The sequence below is a fragment of the Nocardiopsis sediminis genome, assembly GCF_042650565.1.
Classification (GTDB): Bacteria; Actinomycetota; Actinomycetes; order Streptosporangiales; family Streptosporangiaceae; genus Nocardiopsis_B; species Nocardiopsis_B sediminis.
Genome location: NZ_JBHSBH010000003.1, coordinates 313,190 through 334,312, shown reverse-complemented (window position 1 = coordinate 334,312; position 21,123 = coordinate 313,190). Strand labels below are relative to the sequence as shown.

The 21,123-nt window shown below is 72.1% G+C and carries 14 protein-coding genes; 9 read left to right on the top strand and 5 right to left on the bottom strand.

From position 1 onward, the window contains the following. Positions 1–38: 38 nt before the first annotated feature. Positions 39–1,676 carry an adenylyl-sulfate kinase gene (gene cysC / locus ACFOVU_RS02875; protein WP_378529689.1) on the bottom strand — a complete coding sequence of 546 codons (1,638 nt, stop codon included), beginning with the start codon at positions 1,674–1,676 and terminating at the stop codon, positions 39–41. A gap of 629 nt (positions 1,677–2,305) precedes the next feature. Here cysC and mfd point away from each other — a divergent pair. From mfd to ACFOVU_RS02845, 6 genes are all read left to right on the top strand, one after another. After that, the gene (gene mfd / locus ACFOVU_RS02870; RefSeq protein ID WP_378529688.1) at positions 2,306–5,878 is read left to right on the top strand and encodes a transcription-repair coupling factor; all 3,573 of its coding nucleotides are present in this window, start codon (positions 2,306–2,308) and stop codon (positions 5,876–5,878) included. A 229-nt stretch (positions 5,879–6,107) separates the two neighbouring features. Next, complete coding sequence (locus ACFOVU_RS02865; protein ID WP_378529687.1) at positions 6,108–8,900, top strand: Wzz/FepE/Etk N-terminal domain-containing protein; 2,793 nt, start codon at positions 6,108–6,110, stop codon at positions 8,898–8,900. Between the two features lie 401 nt (positions 8,901–9,301). Further along, on the top strand, positions 9,302–10,561 hold the full coding sequence (locus ACFOVU_RS02860; protein WP_378529686.1) for a ligase: 1,260 nt from the start codon (positions 9,302–9,304) through the stop codon (positions 10,559–10,561). Further along, positions 10,558–11,802: a phosphotransferase gene (locus ACFOVU_RS02855; protein WP_378529685.1), complete on the top strand. Its 1,245-nt coding sequence runs from the start codon at positions 10,558–10,560 to the stop codon at positions 11,800–11,802. The genes ACFOVU_RS02860 and ACFOVU_RS02855 overlap by 4 nt, the downstream gene beginning before the upstream one ends. Before the next feature lie 55 nt (positions 11,803–11,857). Beyond that, entirely contained in the window at positions 11,858–12,739 is an 882-nt protein-coding gene (locus ACFOVU_RS02850) for a sulfotransferase family protein (RefSeq protein WP_378529684.1), read from the top strand. After that, the gene (locus ACFOVU_RS02845; protein ID WP_378529683.1) at positions 12,736–14,280 is read left to right on the top strand and encodes a lipopolysaccharide biosynthesis protein; all 1,545 of its coding nucleotides are present in this window, start codon (positions 12,736–12,738) and stop codon (positions 14,278–14,280) included. Before ACFOVU_RS02850 ends, ACFOVU_RS02845 begins: the two co-directional genes overlap by 4 nt. On the opposite strand, the gene ACFOVU_RS02840 is transcribed toward ACFOVU_RS02845, so the two are convergent. Then, the gene (locus ACFOVU_RS02840; protein WP_378529682.1) at positions 14,244–15,287 is read right to left on the bottom strand and encodes an NAD(P)-dependent alcohol dehydrogenase; all 1,044 of its coding nucleotides are present in this window, start codon (positions 15,285–15,287) and stop codon (positions 14,244–14,246) included. The genes ACFOVU_RS02845 and ACFOVU_RS02840 overlap by 37 nt on opposite strands. Positions 15,288–15,381: 94 nt before the next feature. On the opposite strand from ACFOVU_RS02840, the gene ACFOVU_RS02835 reads away from it, so the two are divergent. The 3 genes from ACFOVU_RS02835 to ACFOVU_RS02825 all read left to right on the top strand — a co-directional run bounded on the left by ACFOVU_RS02835 (position 15,382) and on the right by ACFOVU_RS02825 (position 18,215). Then, entirely contained in the window at positions 15,382–15,969 is a 588-nt protein-coding gene (locus tag ACFOVU_RS02835) for a TetR family transcriptional regulator (protein ID WP_378529681.1), read from the top strand. Between the two features lie 135 nt (positions 15,970–16,104). After that, the gene (locus tag ACFOVU_RS02830) at positions 16,105–16,563 is read left to right on the top strand and encodes a UDP-N-acetylglucosamine--LPS N-acetylglucosamine transferase (protein ID WP_378529680.1); all 459 of its coding nucleotides are present in this window, start codon (positions 16,105–16,107) and stop codon (positions 16,561–16,563) included. 197 nt (positions 16,564–16,760) lie between these two features. Next, positions 16,761–18,215 carry a glycosyltransferase gene (locus ACFOVU_RS02825; protein ID WP_378529958.1) on the top strand — a complete coding sequence of 485 codons (1,455 nt, stop codon included), beginning with the start codon at positions 16,761–16,763 and terminating at the stop codon, positions 18,213–18,215. Positions 18,216–18,266: 51 nt separating this feature from the next. Here ACFOVU_RS02825 and ACFOVU_RS02820 read toward each other — a convergent pair whose 3' ends face one another. The 3 genes from ACFOVU_RS02820 to ACFOVU_RS02810 are packed head-to-tail and all read right to left on the bottom strand — an operon-like array spanning position 18,267 to position 21,075. Beyond that, on the bottom strand, positions 18,267–18,728 hold the full coding sequence (locus ACFOVU_RS02820; RefSeq protein ID WP_378529679.1) for a hypothetical protein: 462 nt from the start codon (positions 18,726–18,728) through the stop codon (positions 18,267–18,269). Beyond that, positions 18,729–19,187 carry a hypothetical protein gene (locus ACFOVU_RS02815; RefSeq protein ID WP_378529678.1) on the bottom strand — a complete coding sequence of 153 codons (459 nt, stop codon included), beginning with the start codon at positions 19,185–19,187 and terminating at the stop codon, positions 18,729–18,731. Further along, the gene (locus ACFOVU_RS02810; protein ID WP_378529677.1) at positions 19,174–21,075 is read right to left on the bottom strand and encodes a polymorphic toxin-type HINT domain-containing protein; all 1,902 of its coding nucleotides are present in this window, start codon (positions 21,073–21,075) and stop codon (positions 19,174–19,176) included. The genes ACFOVU_RS02815 and ACFOVU_RS02810 overlap by 14 nt, the downstream gene beginning before the upstream one ends. Positions 21,076–21,123 lie beyond the last annotated feature (48 nt).

Here is a 21,123-nt window from a genome sequence, read left to right as displayed (position 1 = left end):
GCCTTCTCGGTGGTGGGTGGTTCGGCCGTGCGTGCGGGTCACGGGCGGTCCGTGGGCAGCCAGCCGCCGGTGCGCAGGGCGGCGACCGCCTCGGCCACCGACTCCGCAACGGACCTGCCCTCAGTGTGCAGCACGAGGTCGGCGTCGGTGGGCTCCTCGTAGGGGTCGGAGACGCCGGTGAACTCCGGGATCTCCCCCGCTCGGGCTTTGGCGTAGAGGCCCTTGCGGTCGCGGGCCTCGCACACCTCCAGCGGGGTGGCCACGTGCACGAGGAAGAAGTCGCCGGCGTCCTCCACCATCGCCCGGACCTCGGCGCGGGTGACGGCGTAGGGGGCGATGGGTGCGCAGATCGCGACGCCGCCGTGCCGGGTGATCTCGGCGGCGACGAAGCCGATGCGGCGGATGTTGAGGTCGCGGTCGGCGCGGGAGAAGGTGAGCCCGGAGGAGAGCATGCGCCGCACGACGTCGCCGTCGAGGAGGGTGACCGTGCGTCCGGAGCGGCGCACCGCCTCGGAGACCCCTCGGGCGACCGTGGACTTGCCCGATCCGGACAGGCCGGTGAAGAACACGGTGAGGCCGCGCCGGGTGCGGGCCGGCCGCAGCCGCGCCAGCTCGGCGGCGACCCGGGCGGGCGTGAACCAGGCCGGCAGCTCGCGGCCGAGGGCGAGCGATTCCTCGACCTCGGCGTCGCCGGGCTCGGTGCGTGCGTGGGCGGGATCGACGCGCTCGGCGGGCAGCCATAGCTCCTCGCCGGTGTCGTAGCGCCAGTCGCCCGGGTGCAGGACGGGGATGGGCGGGCCGGCGGGCGCGGGCGCGGAGCGGGCGTCGGGGTCGCGGTCGATGAGGACGTGGGTGGCGCCGTAGGAGCGGGCGACGTGCGCGGCGAGCAGGTCGGCGCGGTCCTCGGGGAGGGCGGGGTCAGCGGGGGGCAGGGTCGCGACCGCGAAACGGGTGCGGGCGGGCAGCAGCGGTTCGGCGGCCAGGATCGCCGGGGCCATGCCCTCGCCGTCGAAGGGGGCGTCGATGATCACCAGCACCTCGGCGCGGCGCCCGCCGCCGATCCGGTCGGCCGCGGCGCGGATCTGGTGCAGAGCGCGGTGGTGCAGGGGGCGCCCGGTCACCACGGCCAGCAGCGGGCGGTCGGGCGCACCGCCGGCCTCGCGGCGGGCGCGGACATCGGCCGGGACCCGGCGCAGGTGGCGCAGGGAGCCGTACATCGAGGGCCGGATGAAGCGGACCTCCCCGGCCAGCCGGTGGCCGGGGCCGCCGTGGCCGTCGGCGGGGCCGCGCCGGTCGAGGGCGCCGTGCGGGTCGGGGGTGCCGGGGCCTGCGGATTCTTCCCCGCTGGAGCCCTCCGTCCCAGGTCCGCCGGGGCCGGACCACCAGCGCTCGCTGACGGTCAGCTCGGCCAGGGGCGCGCCCTCGGGGTCGGTGAGGACGAGGCGCGCGGCATCGGCCAGTCCAGCGGGGACCGCAAGGGTGACCGGGACCGGCCACGGGGTTCCATCGGGCAGCCGGCCGTGCCCGGCCACCGATGCGGCCTCCGCCGCGGTCATGAAGCCGGCGAGCGGGTAGGCCCCGCTCAGGATCGCCTCCAAGTGCGCCAGCCCCACCGGATCCGGCGCGAACACCGGTGCCGCCGGTCCCCCGCCGTGCCCGCTCTCACCCACGCTCAACCGGACCTCCACGCTTTTGCCCACCTGCTCTCACCGTTCGTATGTGGTCAGGCACATCGCACAGCGTATGTGCCCTGTTCACTACGGGGCGGCGCGGCCCCTCAAGGCCGTGCGGGCGATCGTCCGGCCCGGGACGCGTTGAGGCGCGGCCGGATCCGGCCACGGGAACACGACGGGCGGCTCCAGCGTTGCGCAAAGTGGTCGAACCGTCAGGTGTCCGGTATCCGCCGACTCCGGCCAGCGCCGGGGCACGGCCGTACCGGGCGGGGCGGGCGTCACACGGGCGGGGGCGGGTCGCGGATCCCACTTGTGGACGGAGTGCCCCGGCGGGCGGTCCGGCGCATAGTCTGGGTACCCGGACACGCGCCGCCGTGCCGACCACACGCCACCGATACCTGGGAAAACCACCGGACCTCGGATGACGCCCCGGCGGTCTCCGCCCGGAGACCCCGCGGACACGCTCCGCGCCCGGCGGCGAGCGAGCGGAGAACACGGACAAGGGAGTTGCGGGCGACGACGCAGGAGACCGCGTTCCGGCGCCCCCTGCGGCGTCCGGACGGGCCACCCCGCCCGATTGCCGCAGGCCGCTGCACCACCGGTACCACTGACAAACGCCCTGATCTGGTGATATGAGCCTCTCTGGACTTCTCGCGGTCGTCGCCGACGACCCCGCACTCAAGGAAACGATCGCGACCGCGCGCAGCGGCCACGATCCCCGTCTCGATCTCGTCGCGCCGCCGTCGCTGCGGCCGTTCCTCATCGCGGCGCTGGCCGCCGAGGCGCCGGTGGGCGCCGACCGCCCGGTGCTGGCGATCACGGCGACCGAGCGCGAGGCCTCCGACCTCGCCGAAGCCCTCGGGTCGCTGCTCCCCGAACACACGGCGGCGCTGTTCCCGGCGTGGGAGACCCTGCCGCACGAGCGGCTCTCGCCGCGCTCCGACACCGTCGGCCAGCGGCTGGCGGTGCTGCGACGGCTCGCCCACCCCGACCCCTCCGACCCGCTGACCGCGCCGCTGCGGGTGGTCGTCGCGCCGGTGCGCGCCGTGTTGCAGCCGCTGGTCGCCGGGCTGGGCGACCTCACCCCGGTGCGGATCCGCCCGGGCGACGACGCCCCGCTCGACCAGGTCGTCCAGTCGCTGATCGACGCCGGGTACGCCCGGGTCGACCTCGTCGAGAAGCGCGGCGACCTCGCCGTGCGCGGCGGGATCCTCGACGTCTTCCCGCCCACCGAGGAGCATCCGCTCCGGCTGGAGTTCTGGGGCGACCAGGTCGAGGAGATCCGGTACTTCCAGGTCGCCGACCAGCGGTCCATCGGCGGCCACGCCGAATCCGGGCTGTTCGCGCCCCCCTGCCGCGAGCTGCTGCTGACCCCGCAGGTGCGCGAGCGCGCGCGTGACCTCGCCCGCGAGCACCCGTCGCTGGCCGACGTCCTCGACAAGCTGGCCGAGGGCATCGCGGTCGAGGGCATGGAGGCGTTCGCCCCGGTCCTGGCCGACCGCATGGAGCCGCTGTTCGGGTACCTGCCCGAGGGCGCGCACATCGTGGGCTGCGACCCCGAGCGCATCCGCACCCGGGCCATCGAGCTCCAGGCCACCAGCCAGGAGTTCCTCGACGCGTCCTGGATCAACGCCGCCTCGGGCGGCGAGGCCCCTATCGACCTCGGCGCGTCCGCCTACAAGTCCATCGCCGAGGTGCGCTCCGACGCCGATGCGCTGAGCCTGCCGTGGTGGAGCATCAGCCCGTTCGAGTCCGGCGACCCCGCCGCCGACGACGACGCCTCCGGCTCCGTCGAGCTGGGTGCGGCGTCCTCCGACGCCTACCGCGGCGACACCGAACGCGCGCTCGCCGACGTCAAGTCGTGGCTGCACGACGAATGGAGCGTCGTGCTGCTCACCCCGGGCCACGGTCCGGCCGAGCGCCTGGTGTCCATGCTGCGCGACGCCGGGCTGGGGGCGCAGCTGCGCCCCGATCTGGCCGCCCCGCCCGAGCGCGCGGTGGCCACGGTCACCACCGGGCTGATCGAGCACGGGTTCGTCTGGCGGTCGGTGCGCCTGGTGGTGCTCACCGAGACCGACCTCGTGGGGCAGAAGTCCTCGACCCGCGACATGCGCAAGATGCCGAGCCGGCGCCGCGGCACCGTCGACCCGTTGCAGCTCAAGCCGGGCGACTACGTCGTGCACGAGCAGCACGGGGTCGGCCGCTACATCGAGATGGTCAGCCGCAGCATCCAGGGTGCCACCCGCGAGTACCTGGTGATCGAGTACGCGGCGTCCAAGCGCGGGCAGCCGGGCGACCGCCTGTTCGTCCCCACCGACCAGCTCGACGAGGTCACCCGCTACGTCGGCGGCGAGGCGCCCACGCTGTCGCGCATGGGCGGCGCCGACTGGTCGAAGGCCAAGAGCCGGGCGCGCAAGGTGGTCCGCGAGATCGCGGGCGACCTCATCCGCCTGTACTCCGCCCGCCAGGCCAGCCCCGGCCACGCGTTCGCGTCCGATACGCCGTGGCAGCGGGAGCTCGAGGACGCCTTCCCCTACGTCGAGACCCCCGACCAGCTGGCCGCCATCGAAGAGGTCAAGCGCGACATGGAGAAGCCGCTCCCCATGGACCGGCTGATCTGCGGCGATGTCGGCTACGGCAAGACCGAGGTCGCGGTGCGCGCGGCGTTCAAGGCGGTGCAGGACGGCAAGCAGGTGGCGCTGCTGGTGCCCACCACGCTGCTGGTCCAGCAGCACCTGTCGACCTTCAGCGAGCGCTACGCGTCGTTCCCGGTGACGGTGCGGCCGATGTCGCGGTTCCAGACCGACGGCGAGGTCGAGGTCACCCGGGGCGGCCTGCGCAGCGGCGAGATCGACATCGTGATCGGCACGCACCGGCTGCTCTCCAGCGAGACCCGGTTCAAGAACCTGGGCCTGGTCATCATCGACGAGGAGCAGCGGTTCGGGGTCGAGCACAAAGAGGCGCTCAAGCGTCTGCGCACGCAGGTCGACGTGTTGTCGATGTCGGCGACGCCGATCCCGCGGACCCTGGAGATGGGCCTCACCGGCATCCGCGAGATGACCACCATCCTCACCCCGCCCGAGGAGCGGCACCCGGTGCTGACCTTCGTCGGCCCCTATGAGGAGAAGCAGATCGCGGCGGCCGTGCGGCGCGAGCTGATGCGCGAGGGCCAGGTGTTCTTCGTGCACAACCGGGTGGCGTCGATCGACAAGGTCGCGGCCACGCTGAGCCGGCTGGTGCCCGAGGCGCGGGTGGCCTATGCCCACGGCCAGATGAACGAGCAGCAGCTCGAACGCGTGATGGTCGACTTCTGGGAGAAGAACTTCGACGTCCTGGTCTCCACGACCATCGTGGAATCCGGCCTGGACGTCCCCAACGCCAACACGCTGATCGTCGACCGCGCCGACACCTACGGCCTGTCACAGCTGCACCAGCTGCGCGGGCGGGTGGGCCGCGGGCGCGAGCGCGCCTACGCCTACTTCCTGTACCCGCCCGAGAAACCGCTGACCGAGACCGCACACGAGCGCCTGGCCACCGTCGCCCAGCACACCGAGACCGGCGCGGGCATGTACGTCGCCATGAAGGACCTGGAGATCCGCGGCGCGGGCAACATCCTCGGCGCCGAGCAGTCCGGCAGCATCGCCGGTGTGGGCTTCGACCTCTACGTCCGCATGGTGGGCGAGGCCGTGCGCGAGCTCAAGGGCGACCCCGGAGCCGTCGAGGAGACCGAGACCAAGGTCGAGCTGCCCATCGACGCCCACATCCCGCACGGCTACGTGCCGGGCGAGCGGCTGCGGCTCCAGTCCTACAAGCGGATCGCGAGCGTCGCCGACGACTCCGACATCGCCGCGGCGCGCGATGAGCTGGTCGACCGGTTCGGCCCGCCGCCGCGCGAGGTCGACAACCTCCTGGCGGTCGCGCGGTTCCGGGTGCTGGCCAAGAGCGCGGGGCTGTCCGATGTCGTGCTCCAGGGCTCGCAGATCCGGTTCGGCCCGGTGGAGCTGCGCGAGTCGCAGCAGCTGCGGCTGCGCCGACTGCACCCCAAGGCGATCTACAAAGAAGCGGCAAAGACACTGCTCGTGCCGGTCCCCAAGGCGGGGGGCCTGGGCGGCAAGCCGCTGCGCGACACCGAGCTGCTGAAGTGGTGCGCCGACCTCGTCGAGTCGCTGTTCGAGCCCGCACGCCGGGGCGCGGCAGCGGGCTGACCGCCGCCGGTGCGGGTCCCGGGACCCGCACCGCCAGGGCATCAGGGGGCACCGGCCGTGCGGCCGGTGCCCTTTTCGCGTTCGGGGGCCGGCGGGCGCGGCCGGGGCGAATCACCGTTCACGGTAAACCTCCCGGACGACCAAAACGACTACTCTTAGTATTCATAGAACTGCTTAGAGTAGTGGTCACCTTGTGTGCCGTGGCCGCCGCCGAAAGGATGCCCGCCGAATGGACTCCGCCGACCCCGGACCGGACCTCAGAGACTACGCGGCCCTCCTCCGCCGCAGATGGCGCACCATCGCCGCGGGGACGCTGGCCGGCCTGGCCGCCGCCGCGGTCGCGCTGCTCGTCGCCCCCGAGACCTACACCGGCACCTCGTCGGTGCAGGTCCGGCCCACGGGGATCGCCGAACTGACCGGCGAGCGGTCCGGGCGCACCAACGGCGAGGTCAACCTCGACACCGAAGCCCAGGTGGCGCGCTCGGCCCAGGTCGCCGCCGCTGCGGCCGAGCTGATGGGCACCGGGGCGTCGGCCGCCGACCTGCGGGAGCGCGTGTCGGTCACCGTCCCGCCCAATAGCAGCGTCCTGGAGATCGGCTACAGCGCCATCGGTCCCGACAGCGCGCGCCAGGGCGCCGAGGCGTTCGCCGACGCCTACCTCGCCCACCGCACGGCCGAGGTCGAGTCCCAGGTCGACCGTCGCCTCGACGCCCTGCGCAAGGAGGTCGACGCCCGTTACGGCGAGATGGAGGACCTCGCGGAGACCGCCGACGACGGCAGCGGCGCCGAACGGATCCGCGCCGAGTCGCGCCTGGAGGCGGTGCAGACCGAGATCGCCGACCTCAACGGCGAGATCAACCCGCTCGCGGCCCTGCGCGACTCGGTCGTCCCGGGGGAGATCATCACCGCGGCGACGACGCCCGACGCCCCGTCGTCGCCGGTCCCGGCCGTGTGGCTGACGGGCGGCGCGCTCCTCGGGCTGCTGGCGGGGCTGGCGCTGGCGGTCGCGGACGACCGCGGCGACGGCCGGCTGCACTGCCTCCGCGACATCCGGCGCGCCACGCGCGCCCCGATGCTGCTCGACCTCACCGACGACGGCCGCGCCACCCGCGGGGTCGGCCTGGTACCGGCGTCGGGCCCCGCCGGCCAGCACATCAACGGGGTCGCCCACACCCTGTCCGCCCGAATGGGGCCGGGAGACCACGTGCTCCTGGTATCGGGCACATCGGACGGCGACGCGGGCATGGTCGCCGCGGCCAACCTCGCCGCGGCGTTCGCCCGCATCGACGCCGACGTCCTCTTGGTCTGCGCGGACCCGCGTGAGGCGGCGGAGTTCACGGTGGACGACGACTCCACCGCCTCCCCAGAGGGCACCGCTCCCGTCGAGGGTGCGGACGGCGAGGGAACCGCCGCCCTCGCGGGGGGACGGGACGCCGGACGACGTGCCGGAGGACGCAAGGCCGAACGGGGCGGAGCTCCGCCCCGTTCGGGCACGCGCCGTACCCGCGGGACCAGGTCGGCCAAGGTCGCGCGCGAGAACAGCGGGCCCGCCGCCGGGCTGGTCGACCTGCCCGATGGCCCCGGCCTCGCCGAGGCACTGGCCGACGGGGAGGACCCCACGCTGCTGGAGTGCCGCCCCGAGGGCCTGCCCGGGCTCCGGGTCCTGCGCCACGGCGGACACGGCGCAGCGGACCTGCTCCAGCGGGGGGCCATGGTGGACCTGGTCCATCGCCTGCGCGGCCGGGCCCGGTTCGTGATCATCGCGACCGCCCCCACCTCCGAGCGCGCCGACGCCCAGGCCGTCGCGGCGGCGGCCGACGGAGTGCTGGCCACGGTCGAGCTCGGCCGCACACGCGCCGCCGAGCTCATCGCCGCCGTGGACGGCCTGGCGACCATGGGCACCGAGGTCACCGGCATCGCCGTCGTGCCCGCCCGGGTGGGGCCGCAACCGGTGATCGCCCCCAAGCCGCAGGCTGGCAGCGCCGCCACGGCGAAGCCGTCGGGCACCGGCGCCCCCGAGGAGGGCGCGGCGTCCGAGGGTGCCGACCGTGGCACAGGCGCCGCCGACGAGGCCGCGCCCATGCCCGCGGACACGGGCCAGGCCGCGGAAGCGGAGGCACAGACCACGGCACCCGCGGCGACAACGAACGATGCGGGCGCCGCCACGGCGGCCGACGGTACGGGCACCGATTCGGCGGAGGAGTCGGCGTCCCCGTCCGCTGCGGGCAACGCGAAACGCTACGCCACCGCCGCCGCCACGGCAGAGTCCGGAGGGCTCACCGTGACCGTGCCCGTGGACGACGTCTCCTCCGACACGGCCGCGGCGGATCCCGACACACCCGCCGAACCCGGTATCGCGACGAGCACCAGCTCGATGCCACCGTCGTCGGCAACGGACCCGGCCACGGAAGCGAGCGACGACGCCGGGCAGGCGACATCGGCCACGAGCACCGACGCCGGAGGGGCCGCTGAGAAGGCGCCCGCGAGCCCCAAGAGCACCCCGGCCCGTAAGGGCGGACGGAGCACCAAGGCCACCACCAAGCGAGCGCCCCGCTCCACCCGCGGCCGCGGCACATCCGCCGAGGCCGCCACCGCGAGCGGGACCGCCCGGGATAACCCGGCCGGCAGTGGTACCGCCGCGGCCAAGGAGTCGACGGGCACGACCGTCGAAGGCGGCGCGCAGGGGACGACAGGGACGAACAAGGCGGCCCGCGCGGCGGGCAAACCCGGGGCGAACGGCCAGGCGGCGACGCCGGGACGAGCCGGGGCGGGCGCTTCCGATAACGCGGACGACCAGCGCGAGACCGCCGCGGCCGCGCCGGCAACGGACACGGCCGCCGCGAACACCACGAAGAACGCAGCGAAGTCGAACGGCGCAGCGCGCAGGACGGCCAAATCCGGGGAGAACGGCCGGGCACCTGACGCGGGCACGGCCGCGACGGACACTCCTGACGGCACGGACGACCAGGGCGCCGACGGTGACGGCGGCACCACCGGGTCCGACCTGTCGCTGCACCGTTGACCAGTCACGGTGCGACCGGGGCCGGCGGCGAAACGGCCGCCGCGCCCCGGCACTCCCCGGACCGCCCCGAGGAACCCACCCACACGGAACACCCCGGATCGCACAAGCCATCCGGACACCTCGTCGGGCAGCGGCGGCCCGGCCAAGGCGACGCCGTTGGCCTCCCCGAACCGCAGGCACATCCCGGCCGTCCCGGTCCGGCAAGGCGCGGTCCTGGACGGCCGCCGCACCCCGGCCATTCGAGCCTGGTCGACCGGCCGGATCGGATCGCTCGATCAGGTCAGGCGAGTCGGCCTTCCGGCGGCCGCCCCGGCTGGCCCGTTCTCTGGCTGTTCGGCGGATACCCGCTGTGGTGGGCGCTGGGGCTGGGGCAGTTCGCCTTCTGGATCTTCGCGGTCCCCATGGCGGCGGACCTCGTCCGCCGCCACCGTACGGCCGGCCTGCGGCTGCCCCCGGGGTTCTGGCTCTGGGGGCTGTTCCTCGTCTGGTCGGTGGCCGGCCTCGCATTCACCGGCCTCACCCCGCCCGGCACCCTCCCCGAGAGCGGCGGTCCGGCCGGCGCCATGATGCGCGTCCTGACCTACCTGTCGCTCACCGTCCTGCTGCTCTATATCGGCAACACCCCCGGCCGCCCCGATCCCACTCGCCCGGCCACCAAGACCCGGCGGGCGCTGGGGGACCTGGACGTCGGCCGGGTGCTGGCGGTGTTGTGTGTGGCGACGATCGGTGGCGGGTTTCTCGGGCTGGTGGCGCCCCAGTTCGAGTTCACGTCGCCCGTTGAGATGCTGCTGCCCGCCGGGGTCGCGGCCGACCCCTACGTGCAGGCGCTCGTGCATCCCGCGTCCGCGCAGATCATGGACGTGCTCGGGTACGAGTCCGCCCGGCCCAAGGCGCCCTGGGAGTACACGAACACCTGGGGCAACATGCTCTCTCTGCTGCTGATCTGGCTGGCCGTCGCCTGGATCGCGCGGGGCGGCGCGGCGACGCGGTGTGCGGCCGTCGCCGCGGTGGCCGCCGCCGCGGTTCCCGTCGTCTACTCGCTGAACCGGGCGCTGTGGGTGGGGCTCGCGCTGTCGGTGGTGTTCCTGCTGGTGTGCCTCGCGCGCCGGGGGCGGGTCGCCGCCGTCGCGCTGTGCAGCGCGGGGCTCGCGGTGATCGCCATCGCGGCGCTGATGTCCCCGCTCGCGGCGGTCGTCCAGGAGCGGGCCGACCACCCGCACAGCGACGACGGCCGGGCCGCCGCCAGCATCGCGGCGGTCGAGGCGGCCAACGCGTCGCCGGTCGTGGGCTGGGGGACGACCCGCGACATGCTCGGCAGCTCGGCGTCCATCGCCGTCGGCAGCACCCCCGAGTGCCCGGGCTGCGGCAACCACACCATCGGCAACAACGGGCAGCTCCAGCTGCTGCTGATAGCCAACGGCTGGGTGGGGACGGCCCTGTTCGTGGCGTTCTTCGCGCAGATCGCGTGGCGGTTCCGGCGGGACACCTCGCCGGTGGGGGCGGCCTGCCTGCTGATCCTCCTGCTGCTCTTCTGGTACATGTCGTTCTATGTCGCGCTGGCGGGGCCGCTGGCGGTCTCGATGGTCGCGGTCGCGCTCCTGTGGCGGCGCGCCGCCGAGGGACGTTCTCCGGCCGTGACGGCGGGAGGAGGTGCCCCGTGACGGCCGACGACGCCACCTATCTCGCCGGGCTCGCGCAGGTCCTCTGGCCCAGTGGCGGACGCCTCGGGCGCGGCGGCGCGGCCTCCCTCCCCCTCGGTGAGTCCGCCCTCGACACCGACGAGGCGGGGCTCCGCGCCTACCTGCCGGTCCCCTCCGCCCACCATCCGCGGGTGATCCTGCCGGTGGCCGACCGGTTCGCCGCCGCGCGCGGGATCTCCGCTTTCGCCCAGCGCCATTCCGTGCGCGCGCGCCTGCGCGCCGCCCTGCTGACGACGGCGTTCGCCAGCGGGCTGGCCCCGATGCTGCTGCGCGACCGGCTGCACGTGGCGACGGCGAGCGCCATCGAGCAGGCGCTGTCGTCGGCGCTGGACCGGGAGGTCGTCATCGCGATCCACGTCGGCCCGCCGCGGGCCAACCGCAAGCCGGTCCTGCTCCTGCTCACACCGGGCGGACGTACGGTCGGCTACGCCAAGATCGGGGTGAACGACCTCACGTCGCGCCTGGTCAAGGCCGAGACCCGGGCGCTACGCCGGATCTCCGGCGCCCGGATGCGCGACGTCACGGTGCCCCGGCTGCTGCACGCCCAGGAGTGGAACGGCCACCCGCTGCTGGTGCAGGAGGCGCTGCCGGTGGGCGACCAGACCGACCGCCCCACACGGCGCCAGCTGCTGCGCTGCGTGGTGCAGATCAGCGAACTCGCCCCGGTCCGGCACCTCCCGCTGTCCGGCAGCCCCTACCGGCGGGCCCTCGCCGAGCGGATCGACGACCTGGGGGACCGCCCGGAGGTGCCCGCTCTGCGGGCCGCGCTTGACCGGCTCCCCGATGTGCGGCTGCCCTTCGGCGCCTGGCACGGCGACCTCACCCGGTGGAACGTCGCGGGCACGGCGCGCCGGGCGTTCGTGTGGGACTGGGAGCGGCTGGAGTTCGGGGTCCCGGTGGGGTTCGACGCGCTGCACTACGAGCTGAACGAGTGCGTGCAGAGCGGGGTGCACCCGGGGGTGCGCCGCTGGCTCGACTCCGGGGCCCGGCTCCTGCGCGACCCCTTGATGGCGGGGGCGGGGCTGGCGCCCGGCACGGCGTCCACGGTGATGGCGCTGTACCTCGTCGACCTCGCGGCCCGCTACCTGCACGACCGGCAGGAGGAGGCCGGCGGGCACCTGGCCGCGGTGTCGGACTGGCTGCTCCCCGCTCTCGCCGGGCTGGGCCACCGCGCCGCCCACGCGGCCAGGAGCCCTGCCTGACCGCCGTTCCCGGCGCGGTCCCTCCCGGGCCGCCTGACAACTCACGGAGGGTCCCATGTCGATCCCGTCGTCGGTCACATCGGCGGCCGGGCGGCTGCTGCCGCGGTCGCTGCATCCGGCGCTGCGCGTGCTCCCGGACGCGGTGGGCCAGGCCACCCGGCGGGGGCGCGCGCTGCCCACGTTCCTCATCGCCGGGGGCCAGCGCTGCGGCACGACCTCGCTGTTCAAGGCGCTGGTCCGGCACCCGCAGGTGGCGGGCCCGACCCTGCGCAAGGGGGTGCACTACTTCGACACCGGCTACCCGCGCGGCCTGGACTGGTACAGGGCACACTTCCCGCTGGCCGCGACGCTGCGCGCACGCGGGCGGGTGGCCGTGGGCGAGTCCAGCCCGTACTACCTCTTCCACCCCCTCGCCGCCGAGCGCATCGCCCGCGATCTCCCTGGTGTGCGGGTCATCGTGCTGCTGCGCGACCCGGTCGAGCGCGCCTACTCCGCGCACGCCCACGAACTGGCCCGCGGCTTCGAGACCGAGCCCTTCGGACGGGCGCTGGAGCTGGAGGACGAGCGCCTGGCCGGCGCGGAGGAGCTGCTGCGCGCCGACCCCGCAGCCCGCTCCCACCATCACCGGCACCACGCCTACCTGCGCCGCGGGCACTACGCCGACCAGCTCCAACGGCTGGAGAAGCACATCGGGCGGGACCGGCTGCACGTGGTCGAGAGCGAGGAGTTCTTCGCCGACCCGGAGCCGGTGTTCGCCGGGATCACCGACTTCCTCGGGATCGCCCGCGCAGACGGGATCGGGGTCGAGCGGCACAACGCCCGGCCGCGCAGCTCCCCCATGCCCGAGGCCCTGCGCGAACGGCTCCGCTCGCACTTCGCGGACGCCGACCGGCGGCTCGCCGAGTGGTGGGGCCGTACACCCTCGTGGCGCGCGTGAGCCCTCCGGCCGACGGCGGGGACGCGGAGCTGTCCCGCGTCGCGCGCGGCGGGGCGCTGAACGTGGCGGGCGCGGTGGCCGGCGCCGCCCTGAACACCGGGCTGATCGTGCTGCTCGCCCGGGCCTTCCCCCAGGACACGGCCGGGCTGCTGTTCTCCGCGACCTCCGTGTTCCTCATCGCCGCGGCGGTCGCCGACCTCGGGGCGTCCACCGGGCTGGTGTACTTCGTGGCACGGCTGCGGGCGCTTGGGGGCGCGGGACGGATACCGCACCTGCTGCGGCAGGTGTTCGGGCCCGTCGTGGCGGTGTCCGTCGCCGCCGCCGCGGCCCTGGTGGCGTGCGCGGACGACATCGCACGGTTCATCGGCGCCGACGAGGCGGGCTCCTACGTCCGGATGCTCGCGGTGTTCCTGCCGTTCGCAGTGGTCACCGACGCCGCTCTGGCGGCGACCCGCGGCCTGCGCGACATGGGCGCGACCGTGCTCGTGGGGCGGGTGGGCCGGCCCCTCGCACAGCTGGCGCTGGTGGGGGGCGTGGCGCTCACCGGCGGCGCGGGGCTGCTGATGGTCGCGTGGGCGGGGCCGTACCTGCCCGCCGCGATCGTCGCCTGGTTCTGGCTGCGCCGGATCGTACGCGATGCTGCGCAATCCGCCGACGCGCCCCCGGACGACGCGGCAGCGGGGCCGGTCACCCCCGCTGCGTTCTGGGCGTTCAGCCTGCCCCGCTCGGTCGCCACCATCGCCCAGCTCGGCATCCAGCGCAGCGGGATCGTCCTCGTCGCCGCGTTGCAGGGCGGGGCGGCGGCGGCCGTGTTCACCGCCGCCACCCGGCTGCCGGTGGTGGGGCAGTTCGGCGCGCAGGCGCTCCAGTTCGCCGCGCAGCCGCGCCTGGCCGAACTCCTGGCGGTGGACGACCGCCGGGGCGCGGGCGCGCTGTACCGGGCGAGCACCGCGTGGCTGATCTGCCTGACATGGCCGCTGTTCCTGACGGCGATCGTCCACGCCCCGCTGGTGATGGGGCTCTTCGGGGCGGGCTACGAACAGGGCGCGGGTGTGCTGGTCGTGGTCGCGGTGGCGCAGCTGGGCGCGGCCGCCATGGGCATGGGCGACGCCGTGCTGGCCATGGCGGGGCGGACCGGCTGGAACCTGGTGAACAACGTGCTCGCCCTGCTGGTGAACGTCGCGCTGTGCCTGGCGCTGATCCCGTCGTGGGGGGCGCTCGGCGCGGCGCTCGCGTGGGCGGCGGCCATCGCCGTGCGCAACGCCCTGCCCGTGGCCCAGCTGTCGCGGAGCCTGGGGCTGCACCCCTTCGGGAGGGGGTGGTGCATCGCCATCGGGGTGTGCCTGGTGTGGTTCGGCGCGGTGCCGATGGCCTGCACGGCGTCCTTGGGGGACGGGCCGGTGTCGTTGTCGGTCGCGCTGGCGGTGGGGGGCGCGGGCCACCTCGCCACGCTGTGGCGGCTCCGCGGCCTTCTGCGCCTGGACGGGTTGGTCCGCCCGCCGGCTCAGCTCAGGTCGGACATGTCGAGCACGAAACGGTAGTGGACGTCGTTGCGGCGGAGGCGGGCGAGGGCCTCGTTCACCTGCGCCGAGGGGAGCAGCTCGATTTCGGCGGTGATGCCCTTGCCGGCGCAGAAGGCCAGCATGGCGGCGGTCGCGGGACGGCCGCCGCTGCCAGCGGAGCTGAGGCTCTTACGCCCCACGAGCAGGTCCATGGTCTCCACCGTGACCGGCCCGAGGTGGCCGAGGTGGCTCAAGGTGCCGTCCATGGCGACCAGCCGCAGATAGGGGCCGAGGTCGTGCGGCGCGGAGACGGTGTCGATGACGACGTCGAACCGGTCACGGGCGTCGGCCACCTGCTCGGGGTCCGTGGACAGGATGAACTCGTGGGCGCCGAGACTCCGTGCGTCGCCGGCCTTGCCGGGTGAACGGCTGATGACCGATGTCGTGGCGCCGAGCGCCACGGCCATCTTGACCGCCAGATGTCCCAGGCCGCCCAGCCCCACCACGCCGACGCGGCTGCCGGGACCCGCCCCCAGGGCGTGCAGGGGCTCCCAGACGGTGACACCGGCGCACAGCAGCGGCGCGGCGGCGGCCGGGTCCAGACCGGCGGGAAGCGGGTAGGCGAACTTGTCGCGGACGATGTACTCGCGGGAGTACCCGCCCAGGGTGGGCGATCCGTCGTGGCGGTCGGTGCCGCCGTAGGTCAGGGTCGGGAAGGCGTGGCAGAAGTTCTCCTGTCCGGCCCGGCACATGGGGCACTCGCCGCACGAATCGACGATGTTGCCGACCGCCACGTGGTCGCCGGCGGTGAAGCGGGTGACCGCGGGCCCGGTCTCGGTCACCACGCCGGTGAACTCGTGCCCTGGCACCAGGGGGACCCCGGATCCGCCGTCGTGGGCGCCGATGGCGTGCGCATCGGTGTGGCAGACACCGCAGTAGTCGACCCGGACCGCGAGATCGTCGGGGCGCAGATCACGACGCTCGAACCTCGCGCGCCGCAGCGTCGCCGTCGCGCCGTCCACCTGCCAGCCGGTCGTCGTCCGCATGTCCCACTCCTTAAACAGACTGTTCGGTCTATTTGATCTTAAGCACTTTCGCCGAGGAAGCAAACCAACCGTTCTGTCTGTTAGGGTCGTGAGCATGGCGGACCAGCCCCTGACCTCGCGCGGAGCAGCGACCTACCAGCGCATCCTCGATGTGGCGACCCGGGAATTCGCCGAGTACGGCATCGCCGGGGCGCGCATCGAGCGGATCGTGACCGGCGCCCGCACCAACAAGGCTCAGCTCTACGCCTACTTCGGCAACAAAGAGCAGCTCTTCGACGCGATCTTCTTCGGCTCGCTGGAGCGGATCACCAATGTCGTCCCGATCGATGCCGCCGACCTCGCAGACTGGGCGGTACGCCTCTACGACGAGTACCTTCGCCGCCCTGACCTCATCAGGCTGGCCACCTGGGCGCGACTGGAACGCCGGCCGACCGGCCACCTCATTCCGGACCACGACCGCTACGACGACCGCAAGCTGCGGGCGATCGCCGAGGCCCAGGCGGCCGGGCGGGTGCGCCAGGGCGACCCGTTCGACGTGATGGCCATGGTCATCGCCATGTCCATGGCCTGGTCCCCGGTCAGCAACGTCTATGCGGCGAGCGACCAGGAGCCCTCCGACGCACACGAACGCCGCCGCACCCTGCTCCGCGAGTGCGTCCGGCACGCCGTCACCCCCGATTGACGCGAGCGGGCGGCTCCACCGCTCAGGGCCGCCGGACCTGACCACGGGACGGAAGGCATTTTTCGCTGCCCACGATTTCCGGGACATCACCGTTCGCAACCAGGAAATCACTATGTGTTGTGAAACGATGACCGCATGTTCACGGCCCCGGTCCTGCTCATCGCCTCCAGCGGGGGGCACCTCGCCCAGTTGTGGTCGCTTCGCCCCTGGTGGCAAGGGCGCGAACGCGTGTGGGTGACCTTCCGGACCCACGACGCGACGGCGCTCCTCGACGACGAGGACGTGCGCTGGGCGCACCGCCCCACGACCCGGCACCTCGGCAACCTGCTGCGCAACACCGCACTCGCGGCGCGCACACTGGCCCGGCTGCGCCCGGCGGTGGTGGTCACCACCGGGGCGGGGGTCGCGCTGCCGTTCTTCGTCCTGGCGTGGCTGCTCCGGATCCCGACCGTCTACATCGAGGTCTACGACCGGATCGACACCCCGACCCTGACCGCCCGGCTGTGCCGCCCCTTCACCCGGCTGTTCCTCGCCCAATGGGAGGAACAGCGCTCATTCCTGCCGACCGCCATCACCGTGGGGCCTCTGCTGTGACCGACACACCCGACCCGTCCACCACCGACCACACAGGCCCGGGGAACACCACCGAACCCGCCGACGGCGACAAGGCGCCCGTCGTCACCGAAACCACCGGAGAAGCGGCCGCTCCGGACCCCGCCGCCAAGGCCGCGGAGACTTCGGGCACCGCCACCACCACCGACACCCCTGGGTCCACGGACGGGCGGCCGCTCATCCTGGTCACCGTCGGCACCGACCACCACCCCTTCACCCGGCTCGTCGGCTGGGCCGACGCCTACGCGGCCGACCGCCCCGACGTCCGGGTCCTCGTCCAGCACGGATCCGCCGAGGCCCCGGAACACGCCGACGGCGAGGCCTTCCTCGACGGCCCGGACCTGCGCGCCGCCATGACCGAGGCCGCGGCCGTGGTGACCCACGGCGGACCGGCCACCGTGACCGAGGCCCGGCGCCTGGGGCACCTGCCGATCACGGTCGCGCGCGACCCCGAGCTGGGGGAACACGTCGACGACCACCAGATCCGCTTCGTCGCCCGGCTCGACGCGTCCGAACGGGTGCTCTCCTGCGCCAGCCACCAGCAGTTCGCCGCCGCCCTCGACAAGGCGCTCGACCATCCCGGGGAGTTCCGCCTCGGGCCGGGGGCGGAGGAGGGCGCCGAAGCCGTCGCCCGCGAGGCGGGGCGGCTGATCGACCTGCTCGTCCCCCAGCCCGCAGCGGACTGGCGGATCCCCCCGCCGACCCCGCTGCCCTTCGGCCAGCGCTGGCCCGACGTCACCGTCGTGGTCCCGACCCGCGGCGACCGGTCCGAGCTCCTGCGCCGCACCCTGCGCTCCATCGCCGCGCAGGAGTACCAGGGCACGATCACCAGCCTGGTCGTCTACGACAACGACCGGCCCGACCACTCGCTCGCCCACGACAGCGGCGACCGTCCGGTGCGGGTCATGGGCAACACGCTCAGCCCGGGGCTGGCGGGCGCGCGCAACACCGGAATCCTCGCGGCGACCAGCGACCTGGTCGCCTTCTGCGACGACGACGACACCTGGCTGCCGGCCAAACTCCGCGCCCAGGTCGAGGTGGTACGCGCCGAGCCCGAGACCGAGATGGTGTGCTGCGGCATCAACGTCGCCTACGACCGCACCGAGGTCCGCCGGGTCCTCAAGCGCACCACCATCACCTTCGCCGACCTACTGCGTTCCCGGCTGACCGAGCTACACCCCTCGACATTCCTGATCCGCCGCAGCGCCCTGGTGGATGGCTGCGGCCCGGTCAGCGAGGAGATCCCGGGCAGCTACGGGGAGGACTACGAACTCCTCCTGCGCATGGCCCGACGGGCCCCGATCCGCAACATCCCAGAGGCAGAGGTGCGCGTGCTGTGGCACCGGCAGTCGTATTTCACCGGCCGCTGGCAGACCATCTCGACCGCGTTGCGCTGGCTGCTAGACCAGTACCCCGAGTTCCGCCTGATCCCACGGGGCCACGCCAGGATCACCGGCCAAATAGCTTTCGCGGAAGCAGCAGCAGGCCGAAGGCGCGCCGCCTTGGAGTGGGCAATCGCCACCCTGCGGACCCGCCCCACCGAGGCTCGCGCCCACCTGGCGCTAGCGGTGGCCTGCGGCCTACCAGCGGGTTTGGTGACCCGCACCCTCCACCAAAGGGGCAGAGGGATTTGACGCGCGATCATCCGAGTCAATTTGATCGCCTAATAGCCGCACCAGGCTGGATCATTTCCCGCTAGCGAACATCTCAATGTCATCTAGAGCATTTTCAATGTAACCCTGTACATCAAATTTCTCACCCACACGATCAAGCATCCACCTCGCCCGAACCTCATCAATTCTTCCGCTGGTCCGAGCAAGGTGCCCTAAGCTGATAATAGCTGATATGACGACCCCCTTATCGCCATTATCCATCAGCTCAAATATGCGATCCTGCGTCCACGCGGGATACACTCCAGCCAGAGAAAGACTAATAATTGATTCACGAATCAATGGAAGATCGTTCCGCGTGATTGCATCCGTGATCCCCAAAGGCAAGGCTTGACTGGGCTCCTCGTACCTCATTACTTGATCCTCCACCTCCTCGCGACCAATATGAAGAAAACTATCACGACGAGGACGGCCACCCCGAGCCTCGCCACTCGACACTCCGACCTCAATCATCCCCACGTGGATGACGTTCAGCATTTAATTACTTGACGACTGAGATCGATTGACCATGCGATCAACCCGCTTGGAAATGAATTCACAGAAAGAAGATGCCAAAATGGAATCCGTTAAGCCATCATCATCTTCTGTACGCAGATAGACATGCTGATCATTCGGTTTGAAATAATAAAATTGATACCCTTGATGATGACCAAAGAGAAAAATCTCTCTAATCTGCCCTCCAGGGAAGACTTCCACTCCAACCTCGAAGGCATCAAGACAGCCTGGATAGAAGACGTCGGTTCCACGCAAGAGCCGACCAGCTTTCTTCCCCATGCACCTCATGAAGGCCACATATGCGCCAGGCGGCGAGAATGTGGAATTCATCGCAATGATATCGGCTAGCTCTTCTTCGGTGCATCCTTCGATGGAGTCAGATCCCACCGATGTCGAGATCAACTTGTCTCGCACCCTGGCCATCTGGTCATCCGGATTCATAGAATACTCCACCGTCTTCAGCGCGTACGACGAGTTGAATATTTGGATACATATCAGAGAATTGCGTGAAGACATGCGAACATGAACCACAGGGAGCTCTTTCTGAATAGAGTTCAATCCTCCCCGTGGACTGTGGGGTGATGTCCGCTGCAATATTCTCCAGGATCTTCACTTCGGAGTCGATAGGACGCACCGTCTGAGGATCCTCTGGATCGACCGTCTCAAATTTCCGGTCGGCGTCATCTGGGACTGGAACCGTTCCATCGGGAGTCTTTCGGTTCCCACCGCTGACGCCGACCAACTGGGTCGGGCTTCGTCCGTCAACCTCGACGCTGGCCACGGCAACGTTCTGGATCTGGCGAATAGTCTGTCCGGAACTGGCCCATTGCTCGCGGAGTTCGTCGGTCCCCTCGCTTGAGAGTGGCGTGCATGGATTCTCGTTGTGAACGAGAATTTCCGATTCGTCTCCGAATGCGACGTAGTAGGTATGCAGGTCAGCGACGGTGAGGTTGTGGACCTGCTGATTCTCGGCCGTGTCGACCTCGACGGCGGTGACTTGGGCCCAGGTGCCGGTGGAGGTGCGGAGCCAGGTTTCCGGTTCCAGGTCGATGGCGTCGACCCACTGGGCCTGTTCGGGGGTCCAGAAGGGGTGTTCGTCGGTGGCGGTGATGGTCTCGGTCGTGCCGTCGCCCGTGTCGATGGTGAGGGTGACCAGGGTCTTCTGACCGTCGCCGGTGATGGTGTCGGTGACCTCGCGCGGGCCCTCTTCGCCGGTCAGGGGGTCGAAGGCCAGGACTTCGTCGCCCACGGCGACGTCCTCGATGGGCACGCTCGTGCCGTCGGCCAGCAGGACCGCCGTTCCGGGGACGAAGCTGTTGCCGGTGGGGCAGGCGGTGCCGTCCCGGTCCCTGTCCTCCTCGCGTCCCTGGCCTTCGCTATCGCCGTCGCCGCTCTCGCCCTCCCGTTGCCCCTCGGCCAGATGGTTCGGACCCGAATCGTGATCAGGGCGCGGGCGGAAGAGATCGGGGATGTCACGCAGCACCCGACCCGCTGGTCCGCCCACGAAGAGGGAGCCCACCTCTCCCGCACCCCGAACGGCGCCTTCGACGAATTCGCCGTTCTCGAAGTGCTCGACGGATTCGCCGCCGATCAGCGCCCGGCCGCGTTCACCGGCAAACCATTGCCCGGCACGGAGCGCGCCTCCGAAGGCGCCACCGAGGTAGTCGCCGTCACGAAAGCCCTGCCAGGCGATGTTCACACTTTCATCGACAGCTTCCCGGGCTCGATCCCACTTGGCGACGGCGGAGTCTCCAATGCCCTGCAGACCGCGTTGGGCGGTTCCGATCGGGTCATTCCACGCGTCCTGGGCGAGTTCCACAGGGCCGCGGATGGTCTCCTCAGCCATTTGCAGACCCTCACGGGTGGCGCGTGCCTGGGACTCCAGCGCGTCATCGACCAAACCGGCGACATCGTCCCGGAAGGAGCCCGTGGAGTAGGCGTGGGTGAGCCCGCCCGCTCCGGGGCCGGCGAGGAGGTTGTCCAAGCCCAGAGGCACGAACGAACCTTCACCCCCGCTCCCGGGGCCGAGGTCGGCGTCGAAGGCGGGCATGAAGTCCAGCGGGCCGTCCCCGCCCTCGTCGTCGTTGGCGGATTCGGTGTCCGTGCTGTCCTCATCGCCGCTGCCGACCGGGGCCTCGCCGTCGGCCTGCGGGGCCGAACCGTCGCCTTCGGCTCCGACGGAGTCGATGGCGCCCTCGATCATTCCGGTGACGCGCCCGGTGATGCCGGAGCCGATCACTGTGGTCGTGATCGCCGCCACGAGCAAGATCACGGCGCCGTATTCGACGAAGTTGGCGCCTCGCTCGGGGTCATGGATTCTGCGCAGCAAGGGGTATCACCTGGGGGGAGACCGAAGGGCGGGGGGAGAAGCGAGGGG